Origin of the sequence: Neobacillus bataviensis LMG 21833, assembly GCF_000307875.1 — a bacterium.
Taxonomy (GTDB): Bacteria; Bacillota; Bacilli; order Bacillales; family Cytobacillaceae; genus Neobacillus; species Neobacillus bataviensis.
Window position 1 is genome coordinate 15,425 of record NZ_AJLS01000043.1, and the last position, 19,665, is coordinate 35,089.

At 36.8% G+C, this 19,665-nt stretch carries 21 protein-coding genes; 16 read left to right on the forward strand and 5 right to left on the reverse strand.

All coding sequences use genetic code 11. From position 1 onward, the window contains the following. Positions 1-59: 59 nt before the first annotated feature. From BABA_RS06615 to BABA_RS06630, 4 genes are all read left to right on the forward strand, one after another. Positions 60-1,130 carry a CotH kinase family protein gene (locus tag BABA_RS06615; RefSeq protein ID WP_007084371.1) on the forward strand — a complete coding sequence of 357 codons (1,071 nt, stop codon included), beginning with the start codon at positions 60-62 and terminating at the stop codon, positions 1,128-1,130. A 155-nt stretch (positions 1,131-1,285) separates the two neighbouring features. Then, entirely contained in the window at positions 1,286-1,801 is a 516-nt protein-coding gene (locus BABA_RS06620; protein ID WP_007084372.1) for a hypothetical protein, read from the forward strand. 59 nt (positions 1,802-1,860) lie between these two features. Then, entirely contained in the window at positions 1,861-3,198 is a 1,338-nt protein-coding gene (locus BABA_RS06625) for a hypothetical protein (protein WP_007084373.1), read from the forward strand. 182 nt (positions 3,199-3,380) lie between these two features. Further along, positions 3,381-4,049: a hypothetical protein gene (locus BABA_RS06630; protein ID WP_007084374.1), complete on the forward strand. Its 669-nt coding sequence runs from the start codon at positions 3,381-3,383 to the stop codon at positions 4,047-4,049. 95 nt (positions 4,050-4,144) lie between these two features. Here the strand turns inward: BABA_RS06630 and BABA_RS06635 are convergent, their stop codons facing one another. Both BABA_RS06635 and BABA_RS06640 read right to left on the reverse strand, forming a co-directional pair. Continuing rightward, the gene (locus BABA_RS06635; RefSeq protein ID WP_007084375.1) at positions 4,145-4,792 is read right to left on the reverse strand and encodes a phosphatase PAP2 family protein; all 648 of its coding nucleotides are present in this window, start codon (positions 4,790-4,792) and stop codon (positions 4,145-4,147) included. Positions 4,793-4,926: 134 nt separating this feature from the next. Next, positions 4,927-6,003 carry an NAD(P)H-dependent flavin oxidoreductase gene (locus tag BABA_RS06640; protein ID WP_007084376.1) on the reverse strand — a complete coding sequence of 359 codons (1,077 nt, stop codon included), beginning with the start codon at positions 6,001-6,003 and terminating at the stop codon, positions 4,927-4,929. Between the two features lie 99 nt (positions 6,004-6,102). Between BABA_RS06640 and BABA_RS06645 the strand changes: the two genes are divergently transcribed. Beyond that, entirely contained in the window at positions 6,103-6,495 is a 393-nt protein-coding gene (locus BABA_RS06645) for a thiol-disulfide oxidoreductase DCC family protein (RefSeq protein ID WP_007084377.1), read from the forward strand. Positions 6,496-6,583: 88 nt separating this feature from the next. Further along, the gene (locus tag BABA_RS06650; RefSeq protein ID WP_007084378.1) at positions 6,584-7,774 is read left to right on the forward strand and encodes a M14 family metallopeptidase; all 1,191 of its coding nucleotides are present in this window, start codon (positions 6,584-6,586) and stop codon (positions 7,772-7,774) included. A gap of 250 nt (positions 7,775-8,024) precedes the next feature. Here the strand turns inward: BABA_RS06650 and BABA_RS06655 are convergent, their stop codons facing one another. Next, positions 8,025-8,450, reverse strand: a complete 426-nt coding sequence (locus BABA_RS06655; RefSeq protein ID WP_007084379.1) for a hypothetical protein — start codon at positions 8,448-8,450, stop codon at positions 8,025-8,027. Between the two features lie 394 nt (positions 8,451-8,844). Between BABA_RS06655 and treP the strand changes: the two genes are divergently transcribed. The 10 genes from treP to BABA_RS06705 all read left to right on the forward strand — a co-directional run bounded on the left by treP (position 8,845) and on the right by BABA_RS06705 (position 17,778). After that, positions 8,845-10,269, forward strand: a complete 1,425-nt coding sequence (gene treP / locus BABA_RS06660; protein WP_007084380.1) for a PTS system trehalose-specific EIIBC component — start codon at positions 8,845-8,847, stop codon at positions 10,267-10,269. 82 nt (positions 10,270-10,351) lie between these two features. Then, on the forward strand, positions 10,352-12,019 hold the full coding sequence (gene treC, locus BABA_RS06665) for an alpha,alpha-phosphotrehalase (protein WP_007084381.1): 1,668 nt from the start codon (positions 10,352-10,354) through the stop codon (positions 12,017-12,019). 14 nt (positions 12,020-12,033) lie between these two features. Continuing rightward, positions 12,034-12,747: a trehalose operon repressor gene (gene treR / locus BABA_RS06670; RefSeq protein ID WP_007084382.1), complete on the forward strand. Its 714-nt coding sequence runs from the start codon at positions 12,034-12,036 to the stop codon at positions 12,745-12,747. Between the two features lie 17 nt (positions 12,748-12,764). Next, positions 12,765-13,442 (forward strand): SOS response-associated peptidase, encoded by a 678-nt coding sequence (locus BABA_RS06675; RefSeq protein ID WP_007084383.1) that lies wholly within the window; start codon positions 12,765-12,767, stop codon positions 13,440-13,442. Positions 13,443-13,688: 246 nt separating this feature from the next. Beyond that, positions 13,689-13,919: a hypothetical protein gene (locus tag BABA_RS06680; RefSeq protein WP_007084384.1), complete on the forward strand. Its 231-nt coding sequence runs from the start codon at positions 13,689-13,691 to the stop codon at positions 13,917-13,919. Positions 13,920-13,963: 44 nt separating this feature from the next. Continuing rightward, positions 13,964-14,206 (forward strand): hypothetical protein, encoded by a 243-nt coding sequence (locus tag BABA_RS06685; protein WP_420805983.1) that lies wholly within the window; start codon positions 13,964-13,966, stop codon positions 14,204-14,206. A gap of 32 nt (positions 14,207-14,238) precedes the next feature. Beyond that, a complete protein-coding gene (locus BABA_RS06690; protein ID WP_007084386.1) occupies positions 14,239-14,472 on the forward strand; it encodes a hypothetical protein in 234 nt (77 codons plus the stop codon). Positions 14,473-14,569: 97 nt separating this feature from the next. Next, complete coding sequence (locus BABA_RS06695; protein WP_007084387.1) at positions 14,570-15,187, forward strand: RraA family protein; 618 nt, start codon at positions 14,570-14,572, stop codon at positions 15,185-15,187. Between the two features lie 46 nt (positions 15,188-15,233). Further along, on the forward strand, positions 15,234-16,358 hold the full coding sequence (locus BABA_RS06700; protein ID WP_007084388.1) for a potassium channel family protein: 1,125 nt from the start codon (positions 15,234-15,236) through the stop codon (positions 16,356-16,358). Positions 16,359-16,755: 397 nt separating this feature from the next. Continuing rightward, entirely contained in the window at positions 16,756-17,778 is a 1,023-nt protein-coding gene (locus tag BABA_RS06705; RefSeq protein WP_007084389.1) for a C45 family autoproteolytic acyltransferase/hydrolase, read from the forward strand. 142 nt (positions 17,779-17,920) lie between these two features. On the opposite strand, the gene BABA_RS06710 is transcribed toward BABA_RS06705, so the two are convergent. Both BABA_RS06710 and BABA_RS28000 read right to left on the reverse strand, forming a co-directional pair. Beyond that, positions 17,921-18,736, reverse strand: coding sequence for a lipid II flippase Amj family protein (locus BABA_RS06710; RefSeq protein ID WP_007084390.1), 816 nt, complete (start codon positions 18,734-18,736; stop codon positions 17,921-17,923). 461 nt (positions 18,737-19,197) lie between these two features. After that, positions 19,198-19,428: a YczI family protein gene (locus tag BABA_RS28000; RefSeq protein ID WP_007084392.1), complete on the reverse strand. Its 231-nt coding sequence runs from the start codon at positions 19,426-19,428 to the stop codon at positions 19,198-19,200. Between the last annotated feature and the right edge of the window lie 237 nt (positions 19,429-19,665).

A 19,665-nucleotide genomic window follows, 5' to 3' on the forward strand; every position in this document is an offset into this window, starting at 1 on the left:
ACCATTCCTACGTATAGAGCATAGTATTCTAAAAAATATTATGTTTAGGGGTATTTACCGTGCAAAAATATGAAATTTTTATTAATCCGAAGCTATTAAACAAGCTGGACAAGGATATTTGGACGAATGAGCATGTCCCTGCGGTACTTAAAATAGGCTCTAACCAATATTCAATCGGCCTGGTTTACAGAGGAAATGTGATAAGAAAAAAGAGAAAGAAATCGTATCATATCATTTTTGAAAAACCTTATACCGTAAATGGTGCGCATGAAATTCATTTGAATGCCGAATTCAATGATTGTTCCCTTAGCCGGAATAAGCTCTCCCTTGATTTCTTTGACAGAATTGGCGTCATCTCACCACACTCTAACCATGTCCTTCTATATATAAATGGCTTTTGTAAAGGAATTTACTTAGAGCTTGAATCCTTTGATCAATTTCTTTTACAAAAAAGAAACCTGCCCTTGGGTTCAATTATCTACGCCACGAATTATCACGCCAATTTTTCATTACTTAACCCGGAAAAACAATTAAAAACAAAGCTGGTCGAAGGATATACCATCAAATATGGTGATAAAAAAGACCTTTCCCATCTGGAAAACTTTATTATCATAACAAACACGCTAAGCAATGAGGAATTCGAACAGCAAATTCCACAAGTGCTTGATATTCAAAAATATTTGACGTGGCTGGCTGGGGTTGTGTGCACCCAAAATTTCGACGGATTTATCCATAATTACGCTCTATACCAAAATAGTGAAACGGGAACGTATGAAATCACACCATGGGATTATGATGGAACCTGGGGAAGAGACTTGCATGGAAAACCACTCGACTATGACTATATACCTATAACTGGCTATAATACGTTGACTGGAAGATTGCTTCATTCCCCAGATTTTAAAGAAAAATACCGTGACATTCTTTCGACCATATTGGATAAAGATTTTACGGTTGAAACACAATTAGGAGCCATTGATGATCTTTTTCAAGGAGTAAAGCCCTATCTTCACCTGGATCCCTATATAAAAATAAATGCGAAAAACTTAGGTCGCGAAAAGGAATTTATCTTGAATTTTATTCAAAAAAGGAACACCTTTCTAAAACAAGAATTAATAAAGCTTTCATGAAGGAAAATGTATATGGTTATATATCATATACTTTTTTTTGCCTATTTTTCACCTTATCTATGAAAAAAAGGCTACTTTATTAGTACAACATCACCCCATGATACATATAGATGCAGTGTAAATGTTTATTTAAATTAAAGGAGGAAAATTCTTTTATGGATAGAGAAATGATGAACCAACATGTGGGTAAAACAATTAGGGTTGACCGGGGAGGTCCAGAATCTAGAATCGGAAAGTTACTCGCTGTATTTGAGGATTATTTTGTCCTTTTAACAGAAACTGATGGGGTTGTTTACTACAAAACCAACCATATCAGAAGTGTAACAGAAAGTTCAAAGGACATATTGAATTTCGGTTTAAAGGTTCCGGAAAAATTAGACTATAAGACAGCTGAAAACTTTCATAAACTGCTTGAAAGCATCAGATTTCAATGGGTAAAGATAAACCGCGGCGGATCAGAGTCATTGGAAGGCGTACTCAGTGATTCGAATAAACACTACGCTTCACTGATTGTAAAAGATGAAGTGGTACGATTCTCTATGAAGCATATTCGAAATATTAGTTACGGCTTGATGGTCGAAAAGTCAAAGAAGGATGACTCCGGGAATTCCAATGAAGATGAGTCCAACGATAATAACCAAAATAATGATGATAACGAAGATAACGAATAACCATAACGTCGCTTCTCCAAACAGAGGAGCGACCCATTATCTCTTAAGGAGGATGAAACATGGGGTTAGATAAATTTTCAGCTGCATTAGATTTTTTAAAGGGATTTAACGTTAATCTCTATGTAGGTGAAGACATATTTAAAGGAAAACTGATTGGTGTCGAAGCAGACCATGTCGTCTTGGAAACTGAAAATAAATACATTTTTTATTATAACATTGATAAAATTCATGCAATCACAAAAAATACGAAGCAATTCCAGCCAGAGACTTCAACAGCTGATTTCCAAAAAACACAAAGCTTATCAGATCTTTTACACTCCTTCCACCATTCCTGGGTAACCATCTTAAGTATAAATAAACAGCAATTTTGTGGTGTATTAAGTGAAATCGATACTGATTTTGCCACTTTAATCAATGGTGAAGAGCGCATTTTAATTAAATTAATTCATATATCCAATATCTTAAAAGGATTTATTAAAGAAGAAACAAAAAAGGAATCCGCCAAAGAAAAAGCAGAAAACCAAACCGAGGCTAAAAATAATGAAAACGAAGCAAAAGAAGAAGTAAGCGTATCTTGCCAAGCAACAGAAAATAAAACGGAAAATAAAAAAGAAAACAAAGAAAGGCAAACTACCAAAGCGACAGGTGTCACAGCAGAGAAGAAAGAAAAAGCTCAAAAAAATCGTGAAGAGTCCGAAATGACTGAAAAGCCTCAAGAGGTGGTGGCAGTAGCTGAAGTCATTGAACCAAATAATACGATGGGTTGGTCACTTCCTATAAAAGTAGAAGCACCAGTAATCCAAGCGGTGGATGAAACCCCTATCACCACAAATAAAAAACAACAGACTACAAGTGAAACAACACACAAAGTCAAAACTGAGGCGAAAAAGACAACCAATGAAATGAAAAAACCAAATAATGAAATAAATCTAAAAGAGAAGCAGAACGAAGAACCAAGTATGAGTAAACCAAAACCAGTTGAACCAGTAAAGGAAATGAAACCTGTTAAAGAGGCAACCATTAAAATCGAAACGAAACCTGCAGCCAAATTACCAGCACCAGCACCTAAAAAAGAAGAAAAACCTGTAAAATCACAAGAGACGACAACTGCTTCCAAACCAGTAAAATCACAACAGAAAACAACTGCTTCCAAACCAGTAAAATCTCAGGAGACAACAACTACTTCCAAACCAGTTCTATCCCAAAATGCTGCTCCAAATAAAACGGAAAATACAATAAGCGAAAAATTTGTAAATGATACTAAGAATGTGTGGAAACAAAAAGACCAAGAGAAAAAGGCATTTCGATTTGCTGGTGAACCAGTTTCCCGCGATACCGAAAGAGCTTTCCCGTTTGCTGGATGGCCTAGCAAAAACAAAAGAACCTTTAGATTTTAACCATAGTTTTGCTACCTAGAATGAAGATAATATTCTTGGATCCATTTAATTCTAAGCTTTTTGGCATCACCATACAAATATGAGCTGGGCAAGCTTTATCATTTGATATCTTAATAGAAAATATTCACTTAAGCCCTCCTCTATTTGTAAATGGATAACCTCAATGGAAAGGATGTGAGTAAATGAAGGTAAAGGAAAATATCGGTAAATATATTAAACTTGAAATATCGGGTAAAAAGTTCATTAGCGGGTTGTTAGTTGATATTGGAAGTGATATATGGGTCGTCTTCAATGGAACCGACTATCTTTATATTCCAACGGTTCATTGCCAAAACTGGCAACTTTTGAAAAAGGATGAAATCGCCGAGATTATTTTTAACGATGAACCAACACCGATTTATAATCATAATGAAGAAACATCATTACGGAAAACCCTAACATCGGCAAAGGGCATTTTTACAGAAATTTATGTCACAAGTAACCAAGCATTGCACGGATATATTATCAGTATCATGAATAACTACTTTGTCTTTTACTCCCCTATTTACAAAACAATGTTTATCTCCCTTAATCATTTAAAATGGTTAATCCCGTACACAAATAATCAGCGCCCTTACGGTCTAAGTAACGCAAATCTTCCGGTGAACCCAAGCAATATTACATTTGCCCGTTCGTATGAAGTCCAAATTGAAAAGTTATTGGGAGAATTAATTGTCTTTAATATCGGCGAAAATGAGAATGTCATCGGTAAAATCCAAGGAATTAAGAATAATTTTGTAGAATTAATCGGCGCAAAAGAAGACCCCATTTATATTAACCTGCAACATATCAAAACTGTTCATATGACCTAATTTTATGACTGATTTTTAAACAAGCTTTTTTATTCAAAAGAGTGTCTCACGGGCGACACTCTTTTTAAGTTAGTTGATTCTTGAAATCTCTAAAGCTATTTGTCTTTCACATAAACCGTTTCTGATTTTTCCTTCATACGGAAGGTAAGTAGTTCAAATGCGATTCCATAAAGAAACGTAACGAGGAACATGGATCCAATCATGTCAAAGATCACATGCTGTTTGACAAAAAGTGTTGAGATAATGATGCAGGAACCCAAAAAGTGGATACAAAGTGTGTGTAAGAGATGTTTATTCTTGATGTGTAGTGACGCTAACATGATCGCAAAGGTGGTTAGCACGTGTATACTTGGAAAACAATTCAACGGTCGATCATTTGTGTATATCCACTGAACAAGATTGTTTAAAAAATGATCACCGACAAGCGCCGGCCTCGGGACTGTTGTCTGGAAAAAGAAGTAAATAACAAAGCAAATAAGCTCAGCGATCACAATTAACAGCAATGTTTTTAGATATACCTTTGTATCCTTAAAACAAAAGTAGATTAAATAACAAAACATATACGCATACCAAAGAATATACGGAATAATAAAAATCGGTAAAAAAGGAATAGCCTGATCGATTGACGTAGAAATATCAACCGCCTTATGTGAACGGGTATTTAAATATTGATAAACAACAGCTAAAAGAGGAATCACCAACAAAAATAACAAATAGGGAGTCTTTTTTAATACCTTTTCCACTTTAACCCTCCCTTTTATAGTACATTAACAAAATATAAATTTACGAAACGAAAAAATGGACAAATCCACTTTAAAATAACATAAATACAATGAAAATACATAATTTGGTGTCAGGCACCATTTGTGTCCGCTGTTTAAAGTTTTGAATGTAATGTTTCTGCTTCTAGAATAATCTTATTCATTAGTTGGCGAACGGTTAATTTTTTTGCTAATCTTGGGCTCTGCCCTGACCAAAGGGACATATACTCAGTGCTTCCCTTTGCTGCAGCGTTTTTTCTAATTGCTTTTGTCAGTTCGTTTTGCAGCGGATAGTCTGGAAGTTCTTCTTCCTTTTGACTCATTATTTCTATAAAGCCGTTATTCAGGCCCCGTGCCATTTTTCCAGAAAACGCCCTTGTTAATACTACCTGGTCTTCTGTTGCCTCCATGATGGCCTCTTTATGAAGGGCATTTGCTCCACTTTCCTTACAAACAAGGAAGGCAGTTCCCATTTGTACCCCTATAGCGCCGAGGCATTTGGCGGCCATGATTCCCCTGCCATCCATGATCCCTCCTGCTGCAATAAGCGGAATATCAAGCACATCAAAAACCTGAGGAATGAGTGACATTAATCCAATCAAGCCACGATCTTCATGACCGTAAAATGTCCCCCGATGACCTCCCGCTTCTGCCCCTTGAACAACAACGGCATCCATCCCTGCCTTTTCATTCAATATAGCTTCTTCTACCGTTGTCGCGGTCCCAATCACAACAATCGAATTTTCCTTAAGTTTTGTTACAACTTGTGGTGAAGGAATTCCGAAGGTAAAGGAACAAATTGAAATTTGTTCTTCTATTATGATCTTTAATTGTTCCTCGAAGGTTTTGACATCTTGTTCGAAGGTTGGCAGCACAAGGAGGTCTTCCCCGACCTGTAATTCTTCCCTAATTGGTTTTAATAAATCACCAGCCAACCGCAGTGTCTTACCATCTGCAGTATATGGTTTAGGAACAAATAAATTGATCCCGAATGGCTTATCCGTTAACTTATGTATTTCCTGTATTTGACTTCGTAATTGGTCAGGACTTAAATATCCAGCTCCTATCATCCCAAGCCCACCCTCAGTTGAAACGGCAGCCACTAACTCTGTTGTTGTTGGTCCTCCTGCCATTGGTGCCTGAATGATGGGGTAATTGATCTTTAACAACCTTGATAAACTATTTTCCCACATGCGATTTACCGCCTTTCACATTTTATTGAATTATTTCCACTATGGTATGCTTAATCCAAACATATCATAATAGTGTTTAAATAATAAGTAGGTGATACAGTGGAAAGGATTATTTTATTTGATGGTGAATGTAATCTTTGCGACAGTAGTGTGCAATTTATTATCAAAAGAGATCCGGTAGGAAAATTTAAATTTGCCTCCCTCCAAAGCGCAATTGGTCAAGAGCTATTAAAAAAACATGGTCATAAGACTACTATTAGTAGCTTTGTTTTGATTGAGAATGGAAAGGCATATGTAAAATCAGGCGCAGCTATACGTATATCTAAACAATTATACGGATTGTGGAAAGTGCCAACAGTTTTCTTGGTCATTCCCCCATTCATTCGCGACAACCTATATGATGTCATAGCTAAAAACCGCTATAAATGGTTTGGGAAAAAGGATAGCTGCCTGCTCCCAACTCCAGAATGGAAAGACAGATTCCTTGAATAAGAACAGCGCCTATATGAATCAGAACAAATATTTTATTCCATTTTGCATACATTTTAATAACACTATTTTATTCATCAGGAGGAGCAAAATGGATATATTCGTTAGGAAAGGGGATTCATTGTGGCATTACAGCCAGTTGTTTAAAATCAATTTACAGTTAATAAATGATTCAAATCGGGATATACAACCTAACAGTCTTTCAATTGGTCAGCGGATTAGGATCCCTGGTTTTGTTGCTCAAGAGCAACAAATTCGTCAGGGTGACACTATGTGGAAACTTGCTCAAAATCGCAACCTTTCGATAGAAGCACTCCTTTTAGTTAACCCAACTATAGATCCAAATCAACTAAAGATTGGCCAAACAATCAAAATCCCTTTGCGGATTACCTGGAGATTAGTGAATGGCGGTCAAAACTACGATTACAAGATGATGATGAATGATATCAAACGGTTGCAAGGTGTATACCCATTTTTACAAGTCCCTACAATTGGCAACACGGTTCTAGGAAAAACCATTCCTGAAATCCTCATCGGAAATGGTAGAAAAAAAGTTCATTACAACGGTTCATTTCATGCCAATGAATGGATTACCACACCCGTGATCATGACCTTTTTAAATGACTATTTACTATCTCTGACAAATCAAAACCCTATCCGCGGTCTTACCACCTCCCCCTTTTACCAACAAAGCACTTTATCCATCGTACCAATGGTAAATCCAGATGGAGTCGATCTCGTATTGCATGGATCACCTGCCAATGAGCCATGGAAGAAGAAAGTGGTGGAATACAATAAAGGTAGCATGGATTTTTCTGGATGGAAAGCAAATATAAGAGGCGTGGATCTCAATGACCAATTTCCCGCACGATGGGAATTAGAGAAAGCAAGGAACCCTGACAAGCCCGGTCCTAGGGATTACGGAGGAGAAAAACCTTTATCAGAGCCTGAAGCTGTCGCCATGGCTGAATTGACAAAAAAGCGAGACTTTTTGAGAGTCTTGGCTTTCCATACACAGGGTGAGGTGATTTACTGGGGTTTTGAAAATGCCGAACCTCCAGAGTCTGAGGTGATTGTAAAAGAATTTAGCAGAGTTAGCGGCTACGAACCAGTCAAAACGATCGAAAGCTATGCAGGCTATAAAGACTGGTTTATCCAGGATTGGCATCGACCCGGATTCACGGTTGAGATTGGCAGAGGAGTCAATCCCCTTCCAATATCACAATTTGATGAAATCTATCAAAAAACTCTAGGAATATTCCTGGCTGGTCTATACATGTAAATGATTTGAACAGAAGGCCACCAAAAACGGCCTCCTTTCCTTATGTATAAAAAAGAACCTTTGAATAATTTTCAAAGGTTCAACGAGAACTTAGAGGTCTAGGCTAAATTCTCAAAATTAGGAGGTCTAAACTCAGAAGAATTTAAACAAGTTTATTTTACCATTTTCTAAAAATTCATTCAACAGTTTAATGCTGTAAAGGATAAAAGTCGTTCAAAAGACATAGAACTTTTAGGATATTAAGCCTTGACTACTTTTTAGTGTAATTCAATTCTTTAATATCTGTTTGTTGTTGGATGGAACGTGCCGAAAGGGTTTCAATCACTAGCTGCTGTCTTTCTTGAATGCGTGTTAACCGTTTAATGTCTTCATCAATAGAATTTTTAAGTTGTTCAAATTGCGATGGAATGCTGCCAATTTTCCGTTCAATTCGCTCTTGGCCAAAGTGCAGTTCTGCAACATGGGTCTTAACCTCTGTTAACTCCTCCTTGAATATTTTCATGCTAGTGCATAGTCCAGTAACTTCTTTTTGTAAGTTTCCTACATTTGACCCCATTTCAGTTACTTCTTTTTTTAATCCACCAACCTCAAGTTGCACATTTACAACATCCGAACGAATCCCTGTCAATTCTTCTTTTAGTACTTCTCTTAGCATTTCTTTAAGATTTTCTGTCATTTCAAAGCCTCCAATTCCATTACTTTTGACCACTTTAGGAAATGATCTAGGCTGAAAGAACAACGATTACCGAACACTAGTTCTATGTTTATTGTATCTCTTTCTTTCCATCTATTTTGTCCAGAAAATTAGGGCTAAAATCAACAATATTCATACCATATCCCTCAATATCATTTAAACCGTTAATAAATAAATCCTATATGGACCAACCTAAATATGGAATGAAAAAAATAACTCTTTCCTAGTTGACATACATGTATATACAAGTTAAACTGAAACCGTAAACAAAACTTGTATATACAAGCAACAACGATGATGAAAACGCGCACATTGCCTGTATATAAAAATGTAGATAAAAAACGGGAGCAATCCCATTTTACAGGGGGAAAGAAAGATGACCAAATACACAGATCCTTCAAAGGAACTGCTAGATCACATTGGCGGAAAAGAAAATATAGCAGCTGTTACCCATTGTGTAACAAGGATGCGATTTGTTTTAAATGATCCATCCAAAGCTGATATTAAAGAAATAGAATCCATTAAACTTGTTAAAGGTACCTTTACACAAGCCGGACAATTTCAAGTTATTATCGGAAATGAAGTCTCTAGTTTTTACAATGAATTCGTTAAAATTGCTGGTGTAGATGGCACATCAAAAGAAGAAGCAAAGATAGCTGCCAAACAAAATCAGAACTGGCTACAGCGATTGATGGGCCACTTGGCTGAAATTTTCACCCCATTAATTCCGGCTCTAGTAGTCGGTGGTTTAATCCTAGGTTTCCGAAATGTAATCGGCGACATCAAATTATTAGATGACGGTACCAAGACCATCATTGAAGTATCTCAGTTCTGGGCTGGCGTTCACTCATTCCTTTGGCTGATTGGGGAAGCGATCTTCCACTTCCTTCCTGTCGGTATTACCTGGTCAGTCGCAAAGAAAATGGGCGCATCTCAAATTCTAGGTATTGTTCTTGGTATTACCCTAGTTTCACCGCAATTATTAAATGCTTACGGTGTTGCAAATGCAAAAGAAATTCCAATGTGGGATTTTGGATTTGCCCACATTAAAATGATTGGCTATCAAGCACAAGTAATCCCTGCCATATTAGCTGGAATCGTTTTAGGTTTCTTGGAAACAAGATTACGTAAAATCGTGCCAAATTCTATCTCGATGATAGTTGTACCGTTTTTTGCATTAGTTCCAACGGTATTAATTGCCCATACTATTTTAGGCCCAATCGGCTGGTCTATTGGTTCAGGAATTTCACATGTGGTTTATTCAAGCTTAACTTCTGCATTTGGCTGGTTATTCGCTGCCATCTTTGGATTCGCTTATGCTCCACTAGTTATTACCGGTTTACACCATATGACAAATGCCATTGACCTTCAATTGATGAATGAATTTAAGGGCACAAACCTATGGCCGATGATTGCTCTATCTAATATTGCACAAGGTTCTGCCGTTCTTGCGATGATTTTTATCAACCGTAAAAACGAAGAAGAAAAGCAAGTATCAATCCCAGCAGCCATCTCTTGTTACCTAGGCGTAACTGAGCCTGCGATGTTCGGTATCAACTTAAAATATGGCTTCCCTTTCCTAGCTGCGATGATTGGTTCCATGATTGCAGGCGTCGTATCAGTTGCAAGCGGCGTTATGGCTAACTCGATTGGTGTTGGCGGCATTCCGGGGATTCTTTCGATTCAGCCTAAACATATGGCAATGTTTGCACTCTGTATGGTGATTGCGATTGTAGTTCCGTTTATTTTAACGAATATTTTTGCAAAAACAGGTGTAAAAAAATTAAACCTTAAAAAATAAATGTACACTCCATGAAGGAGGGAGACCAACTCCCTCCTTTTCAACATGAAAAAAACTCATTAAATATAGGCAGGTGCTTGAAATGTCAACAACTTGGTGGAAAAAAGCAGTCGTTTATCAAATCTATCCAAAAAGCTTCAATGATACAACCGGAAACGGAACTGGCGACCTTCAAGGTATAATTGAAAAACTAGACTATTTAAAAAAGCTGGGAATCGATGTCCTCTGGCTCACCCCAATCTATCAATCTCCACAACGAGATAACGGCTATGATATAAGCGATTATTATACAATTTATGAAGACTATGGAACGATGGAAGACTTTGACCGTCTCTTAGCCGAAGCGCATAAACGTGGTATAAAAATTATTATGGATATCGTGATTAACCATACCTCTACAGAACATGAATGGTTCAAACAAGCGATTTCCTCCAAGGATAACCCCTACCGTGACTTCTATATATGGAAGGATGGCGTAAACGGCGAACCGCCGACTAACTGGGAATCAAAATTCGGCGGATCTGCATGGGAGTACGATAAAACAACTGAACAATATTATCTGCATTTGTTCGATGTGACGCAAGCTGATTTAAATTGGGAAAATGAACAGGTACGCGAAGCTTTATATGAAATGATGCATTTTTGGCTAAAAAAAGGTGTCGATGGTTTCCGGTTGGATGTCATTAATTTAATTTCAAAAGACCAACAGTTCCCTCAGGATGACAGCGATGGTCGCAAATTTTATACAGACGGGCCGCGAATTCATGAATTTTTACATGAAATGAACGAAAAGGTCTTCTCGCAATATGACATCATGACGGTTGGCGAAATGTCTTCTACTTCTATTGATAATTGCATTCGTTATACCAACCCTGAACAGGAAGAATTAAATATGACGTTCAGTTTTCACCACTTGAAGGTCGATTATCCAAATGGCGATAAATGGACGAAGGCCGATTTTGATTTTCAGGCATTGAAAGATATTTTATCAAAATGGCAAGTAGAAATGAATCAAGGTGGCGGCTGGAATGCCCTCTTCTGGTGTAACCATGACCAGCCCCGTGCTGTATCCCGTTTTGGCGATGATGGAAAGTACCATAAGGAATCGGCTAAAATGCTTGCTACAGCCCTCCACATGATGCAGGGTACCCCTTATATTTATCAAGGGGAAGAATTCGGTATGACAAATCCGAAATTCAATTCAATTGATGAATATCGCGATGTTGAGTCATTAAATATTTTTAAAATCAAACAACAGGAAGGTCTTGACGAACAAGCTATTATTGAAATTCTTAATCAAAAATCTCGGGACAATTCAAGAACGCCTGTCCAGTGGAATGCTGGTGAAAACGCGGGCTTCACGTCTGGAACCCCTTGGATTCAAACGGCAGCAAATTATAAAGAAGTGAATGCGGAAAAATCCATAGAGGATCCAGATTCTATTTTCTATCACTATCAAAAGTTAAATCAATTAAGAAAAAGTGTTGCTGTCATGACTGATGGTGATTTCGAGCTTATTCTAGATAATGATGAAAATATTTTTGCCTTTATAAGAACAACCGAATCGGAAAAATTACTAATCATCAATAATTTTTATGGCAAGGAGAAGTCATTTATCCTCCCTGCTCATTTAAACCTTGATGGCTATACTAGCGAAATGTTACTCTCTAACTATAAGGATTCTGCCCCCCTAGGTAGTGAAATTATTCTGCGGCCGTATGAGTCCATAGTGTACCACTTGAAAAAATGAACGGAGATGTCTGTATGACAAACAAGTACCTAACAATATATAACAGTATTGTCGAGCAAATTAAAAGCGGAGAAATCCCGCCCCAAACGCTACTCCCCTCTGAAAATGAGTTAAAGGATCAATATGACACATCGCGGGAAACCATTCGAAAAGCGTTAAATTTGCTCTCACAAAATGGCTATATTCAAAAAGTTAGAGGAAAAGGTTCGATTGTCATCGACATTAGTAAATTTGATTTTCCTGTTTCCGGATTAGTCAGTTTTAAAGAACTGGCGAGTAAAATGGGCATGAAGCCAAAAACGGTCGTCAACGAATTATCGTTAATCAAGCCTGATGGATTTATCCGGCAGCAGCTTCAGCTTGGGAGTAAGGATCTCGTCTGGAAGGTTGTCCGAACGCGGGAAATGGGCGGCGAAAAGATTATATTAGATAAAGATTTTGTGTGTCACAAATTCGTCCCTTCCCTAACAGAAGAAATTTGCGCAGATTCGATTTATCAATATCTTGAAAATGATTTAAACCTAACGATTAGTTTTGCTAAAAAAGAAATTGTCGTGGAAGAGCCTACAACCGAAGACCGCATCCTAATGGATCTCGAAGGCTTCCATAATGTGGTCGTCATTAAAAACTATGTATATTTAGATGACGCCACCCTTTTCCAATACACAGAATCACGGCACCGTCCGGATAAGTTTCGATTTGTCGACTTTGCACGGAGAGCACATTAAAAACTGAGGTGAAGTGTATGTGTGGGCGATTCACACTAACAGCAACAATCGAAGAAATTATTGATCGATTCGATATTCAAGCCTTTATGGAAGAAGAACTGTATGCTCCAAGCTTTAATATTGCCCCCTCACAGGCTGTTTTAGCAGTTATTAATGACGGTACGCGGAACCGGATGGGATTTTTGAAATGGGGTCTAATACCCCCGTGGGCAAAGGATATGTCAATGGGAAACAAAATGATAAATGCCAGGGCCGAAACCATTTCAGAAAAGCCGAGCTTTCGACATGCCTTTAAAAAGAAACGGTGCCTAGTGATTGCAGATAGCTTCTATGAATGGAAACGCCATGAGGATCAAAGGAAAACCCCGATGCGGATAAAACTCAAATCGGACGAATTATTTGCCATGGCTGGTATCTGGGAGGGCTGGAAATCCCCTGATGGAAAAACTCTTTATACCTGTTCTGTTATCACAACTGGTCCAAATGAATTAATGAAAACGATCCACGACCGCATGCCCGTAATATTGAAACCGGAAGATGAAAGCACTTGGCTTGATCCAGGCCTATCAGAAAACCATAAATTAGAATCTTTGCTTATCCCCTATGACGATAATTTAATGGAGACATACGAAGTGTCTCCACTTGTTAACTCACCAAAAAATAATACGATTGAGCTTATACAAAAAATTTGTTAGCGCCCTTTTATTAAAAATTTTTGCAAAATGGACATGTTCACTACATGCCCGTACAAGCTAAAACATATGCTGTACTAACCCATAAAAGTTTTCCTTCTTTCGAAAGTGGCTTCCACCACTTTCTTTTTTTTGTAGAAAAGCACACAATGCTCCACTACAACAATATGGTCTTATTATCATTTTTAAAGAATATAGTATAAAAATACACAGTGGTTATACGAAACGGGACGAAGAAAGGAGAAAAAGATGTTTTTTATTCCCACAGTCGTCAATATTGGCAATCTAAAAATTAACAGCTGTGAACATAAAAGTACTGTTTCCATTGGATCAAATTTACAAAGTAGAAAAAATGTCCACGCCAAAAAGAATCAAGGTTTTGGACAACAAATTGCTGATTTTTCTGCATTGGTTTCTCCAATTGGGATTACATTCGATGATGATCAAATCGATTCACTATCAATAAAAAATACCCTTTAAAAATACACCTATTTTTCCAAAAAAAAATTAAAAAGTGCATAGGAGTGATTTTGTTGAATATCGCACCGATGGCCATCAATTTCTTGGGATTTAAAGTTAATTCGGTGGATAACTCTGCCTTTATTAATTTAGGTCCTAATCAATTTATTGATCAGTTTGTATCCTATAAGAGGAACCAGGGAGTTGGGGAACAAAATGGTGATTTATCACCCGTTAATATCCCCATTTCATGGGTAGTTGACCCTGACATAACTGACAGCAATACTGCGAAAAACAGTATTGTTTAAAGAATAGGGATTCATTATAAGGGGGAATCCAATTGATTTTTTCACCGATGATTGTCAATCTTGGCGGGCTAAAAGTGAATGCCTTTGACCACGGTTCCATATTGAATATGGGGCCGAACCAGTTAATGGATCATTTTGTTTCTTATAAGCGAAATCAAGGATATGGGGAACAAAACGGTGATTTTGTTCCCATTATGATCCCTATTTCAGCCATTTATGATTCTGACGTCAGTGACAGCTGGATCACGAAAAATAGCATACTTTGATTCCCAGGGGACTTCATTCATTAGAGTCCCCTGCTTTGTTTTTTTAAAAATTCACTCTATAATGACAAAAAGAACCTTGAAAGGAGAATATACATATATGGATCCGCTTGTGAAGGAATTTAGTGTAGTACCTACAACATGTATTTCAGATGCAATGGATGGATTAAATAACCTGTCGCCATCTATTAAACCATTAAAAGAAGAATACACTCTTGCGGGGAGAGCATTTACGGTCAAAATACCAGTAGGCGACAATCTCGCCGTCTTAAAAGCCATTCGTGTGGCGAATCCAGGTGATATTTTAGTAGTCGATGCAAAAGGTGATCAATACCGGGCCATCGCCGGCGATTTTGTCGTCGGAATGGCGCAAACACTCGGAATCGGCGGTTTAGTTGTCGATGGGGTCATTCGAGATATTGTCGGTATCAAGGCATTGAACTTCCCGGTCTTCTGCAAAGGAACGGCGGTTGCAGCAAGTGGCAAAGCCGGAGTTGGAGAAATCAATATCCCGATTTCTTGCGGTGGAATGGCAGTTCAACCAGGTGATATCATTGTCGGTGACGCTGACGGCGTTGTGGTCATTCCACAAGCAATGGAACAGGTAGTATTGGCTAAATCTTTGGAAAAATTGACAAAGGATAAAATTAGAGAAGATCGAATCTCAGGGAATCGTAAAGAAATCATCGAACATTTGGATGAACTTTTATCAAAATAATGAAACTAAACCCCATTTCTAAACGGAAACGGGGTTTTCCTTTGTTTTGAAACAATTCATTCATTTTTTGGTACCATTTGGGAACTATAAGGTTATTCAAAACACTGAAAGGCAGGAACAATCATCCGTGGGAATGCTTTTGAAAAAATGGCTCTATTTCCTAGTGAAACTCCGGAATCAAATCTTTTTTCCTTTTTTCATTTTATACATCATTCTAGCTGCTTTTACGATTTATTGGATTGAGCCTGGAACGTTTGAGTCCTTTATAACTTCTTTATACTGGGTACTTACCGCCCTCGCAACCGTGGGTTTTGGAGACTATGCTCCTGTGACCGATACCGGAAAAGTATTTACCATCATACTTTACATCACAGGTATTGCTCTTGTAAGTGTCTTTATCGGAAAAATCATTGATTCTGTCTATTTTATGGATAAATTGAAAATCGGAGGAAAAATGAAATACACAGGAAAAAATCATATCATTTTAATAGGCTGGAATGCCAAATCAAGATTAGCGATTGATGAAATTTTAAAATCTGATAAAAAAGTAGATGTTGTCCTCATTGATGTAATGGAAAAAGCTCCGTTAATCAACGAGCGGCTCCAATTTGTTCATGGAGATGCAACAAATGAAGATATCCTCTTAAATGCCAATTTGCCTAAAGCAAAAGGCGTGATTATTTTTGCCGATCAAATAACACAGGACAATTATGCCACAAAGGATCCACTCCTTGTCGACGGTAAAACCTTATTAATCGCTACCGCCATCACGACTTTAGAAGAAAAATATAATAAAGATATTCATGTTACAGCAGAGGTGATTAATCAATGCCATATTCCTTTATTCAAACACGTAAAGGTGGATGAATTTATTCCAACTCAGAAAATGATCTCCCATGCAGCTGTCAGGTCTCTGTTCTCACCAGGTGTCACCCATATGTATTCCGAGCTAATGAGCACACAGTATGGGGAAACCATGTTTGAAATTCCAAAACAACCGGAATGGCAAACCTACCGCGATGCCTTTGTGGATCTGTTGAACAAAGGAGCAACACTTGTTGCTGATCGCGCCGACCTTCACATCAACCAAAAACTAGACGACAACATCCCTGATAATGCACAGCTATTCGTTATTTGTGACCAAGACACCCTTTCCCAGTTAAAATCGTAATAAAAGGATGCTATAGAAAGTTAACGGGTTCCGTTTTGGGGTGCTTTTAACATAAATGACATAAGATATGACCTATAAATTGGCGTAGGTCATTTTCTTGTAATATCAAGTTTTTTTATAAATTTACTATTTAAGTAGCAGACCAATTGACACAATAACTGTTTTGGACAACAGTTATTATCCACACTAAAAAGTTCGCCAAAGTTAGTGTCGATTTCACTGCCAATTTAAAAGTCAAAAATCCCAAACCTTTTAATTTGGTAGTCTGAATTATGGTAAAATAAGGATAGTTAATGGAACTGATCGTTCCGTTAAAGGGCAGGATTCTGGAATAAGGTAGTAATTATATACTGTGGAAATTTATTATATAAAAGGGGAATAGATAAGGGGGCTTTTTATGTCGAAATTTTCAGTGAGCGTGCACCAAATAAGAGATAACTCTTTTAATATTGGGGTTAAGATGGGACAATTTATCAAAAATAAACCAATTTTAAAAATGTTAGAATCAATAACAAAACCAGAAATAGATTATAAGGATATGGAATCTATTTATTCAGATTTTGCTCCTCATTTACTTTGTGAGCTAGATGGTTTAGCCCAAGGATTAGAGATTTCACCTAACAAGGCAGCATCTTTGTTTAGTGGGTATGATGTACCAAAGACAGAAGCTATGGGGTGTTCGGCAGTAATTACAAAAGATTACTACGTTAGAAATTACGATTTTTCCCCTGTTTTATATGATAAGGTTTTTAGTTTAATTCAACCTGAAACATCTTTTGCGTCAGCAGGATATAATCTTCAAATATTGGGAAGGCACGATGGTGTCAATGAAGAAGGGTTAGTATTAGGATTGCACTTTGTAAGTAATAGTGATTATGCAATAGGTATATCTCCGTGGACTGCGATACGGATGGTTTTGGATAAGTGTTCATCTATTGATGATGCAATTTATATGCTAAAAAAAATACCACATTCCGCTTGTTATAATTTCTCGCTTGGGGATAAAACAGGAAATATTGCTGAAGTAGAAGCTAGCCCCGAAAAAGTCATTGTAAGGAATGGCCAATCGTTTATGTCTTGTGTAAATCACTTTCAGGACGATATGATCAAAAACAAAAACAGAATATCTATCGAAGGTTCAATCCTCCGTAATGACTATCTATTAAGTCTCAAAGATAAAAATTATACTCATAGACAAATGTTTGATAATTTTAAAAGCATACATTCTCCAGTTTTTTTTACGGACTATAACAATTTGTTTGGAACTCTTCATACATTTTCGTACTCCTACAATGATTCGAGGATTCTAACTACTATTGCTCAGAGTAGTCAAGTCTTAGATATAAATTTCCAAAATTGGGTAGATGGGGAAAATATAAACGACTATATTTTACAAGGTGTAATAGAAGAAAGTTTATAATTTTGATGCAATGTACAATCGAAGGCAAGCTGGAAAGGTTAACCTTAGACAAGAATATTATAGAAAATATTTTTAACGTAACAAAGCAACGCTTCTAAGCGTTGCTTGTTAAATTTTCTCACCCTATAGTTGAACAAACACATTAAATCCACTTAGCAAACCAAGCTACATAATATGCCGCAGGAATCAGTAGAAGTTGAGCCACGATTGTACCCAAAAATTTTGAACTAATCATTGTCAAAGAGTAGCTTTTTAAGTAAATATAATCAGTTTGTTTTTTCATAACTCTATCCGCTAATACGGAAGCTTTAGGGTCAATAAACAAGGTCAATAAAATAGTCGCTATACCATTTATAATTCCTGATGACATTAAGGCAGCCTGAGCGAAATCTTTAGGAACTATCATAGATGCATAAATGGAAGATAGTACCCCGATGGTAAATACAGCAGAAATGATAACATTAATCACAAAGAGTCGCTTAGGAATGGTTTTTAACGTAATCCCCTTTAGATAAGAAAATCTAGGAAGCCTAAAACACATTACTATTTTTCTGATGCCATTTCGATTGAATTGATTAACAAACAGTGCAATTATTGATCCACGTTGATTAGAAAGTTGAATAATGGCTCTTGAAAAGATATTTATGAACGTCGGAAAAAGCAGTATCCCCAACAACACTCCTATTGAGGTTACTCCGATTAAAATCCTATATTGTTCCTCGATGTAATGAAGTTTGTTTAAATCAGGGGCTTCTGCGATAAGTTTTGCTGTAAGCGGTTGTTGTATCATTGTAGAAAACCTTGAAACAATTACCAGTGTACTAAACAATGATAAGGCAGTGGCAATTAATTTTACCCTTGCTCCTGAGATCCTAGTTGAATAAGCTAATGTTTCAATCATTGTGACGATCAATAAAAATAGAGATATTATTATTACCTTACCTGTAATTAGCCCCATAAAATTCCCCTTAATAAAGTTTATAATAGCTGTATTATAAACCATAATAATTTGATTTAGAATTATTTAGAAGAAGCCATTCTTAATTATTTTTATCAGTTCTTATTCAACTAAAGCCCGTTTAAGTAGAACGATTCACAATCTCATCTACCCTTTCCAATCACTTACCGAATATAGAAATTAATAAACTAATTGCAAAGAAGAGATATGCTATCTGAATGGTTGTATACATTGTAAATTCAAAGGCTGAAAGTTTCCTTTGTTTTTTGGTTTTTACCAAATGCCGGAGATAGAAGGAAGAACTAAAAATAAGTATCACTATGGAAATTGTACGTAGGGCTTCTGCATAAATTATCAAGGCTTATCAACCCCTTATTTTATTATTTTTTCATTAAACTGTCCCGTTACTTCAATAGTTCAACAGAAAGAAGCGCTAATCCTTCTTGGATTAATGCTACCTGTTACTTCAATAAGAAACTTTTGAATGATACAAATAAAATAAATATAAATACAACTATACTTAGCCAGCCATAATCTTTTTGTCCCTTTTGAAACTCTCTTAATCCCATTACCAACATCGTTAAACCTAAAAACAACATCATATATGGTTGAAACTCAAAATCCTCATTAACCAATGTATTAAAAATTTCAGGAAACGCAAGGATTAGCAATAATCCTATAATTGCAGTCACAAAAAAACAAATCCAGCCAATTACTTTTACTTTTTTATCAATTCCAGCTTTTTTCTAATTTACTAATGTAATTAATTACTAACACGAAACAAACAAAAGGGATAACTCCTAGATATCTGACTCCTAAAATAGATTTATCTACCAAAAATAAAACTACAACTAATAGAATCATTGCAATTGATACTTACAACGACTCCTCAACTAATCTACTCCGTTACTTGAATATCCCCCAAAACC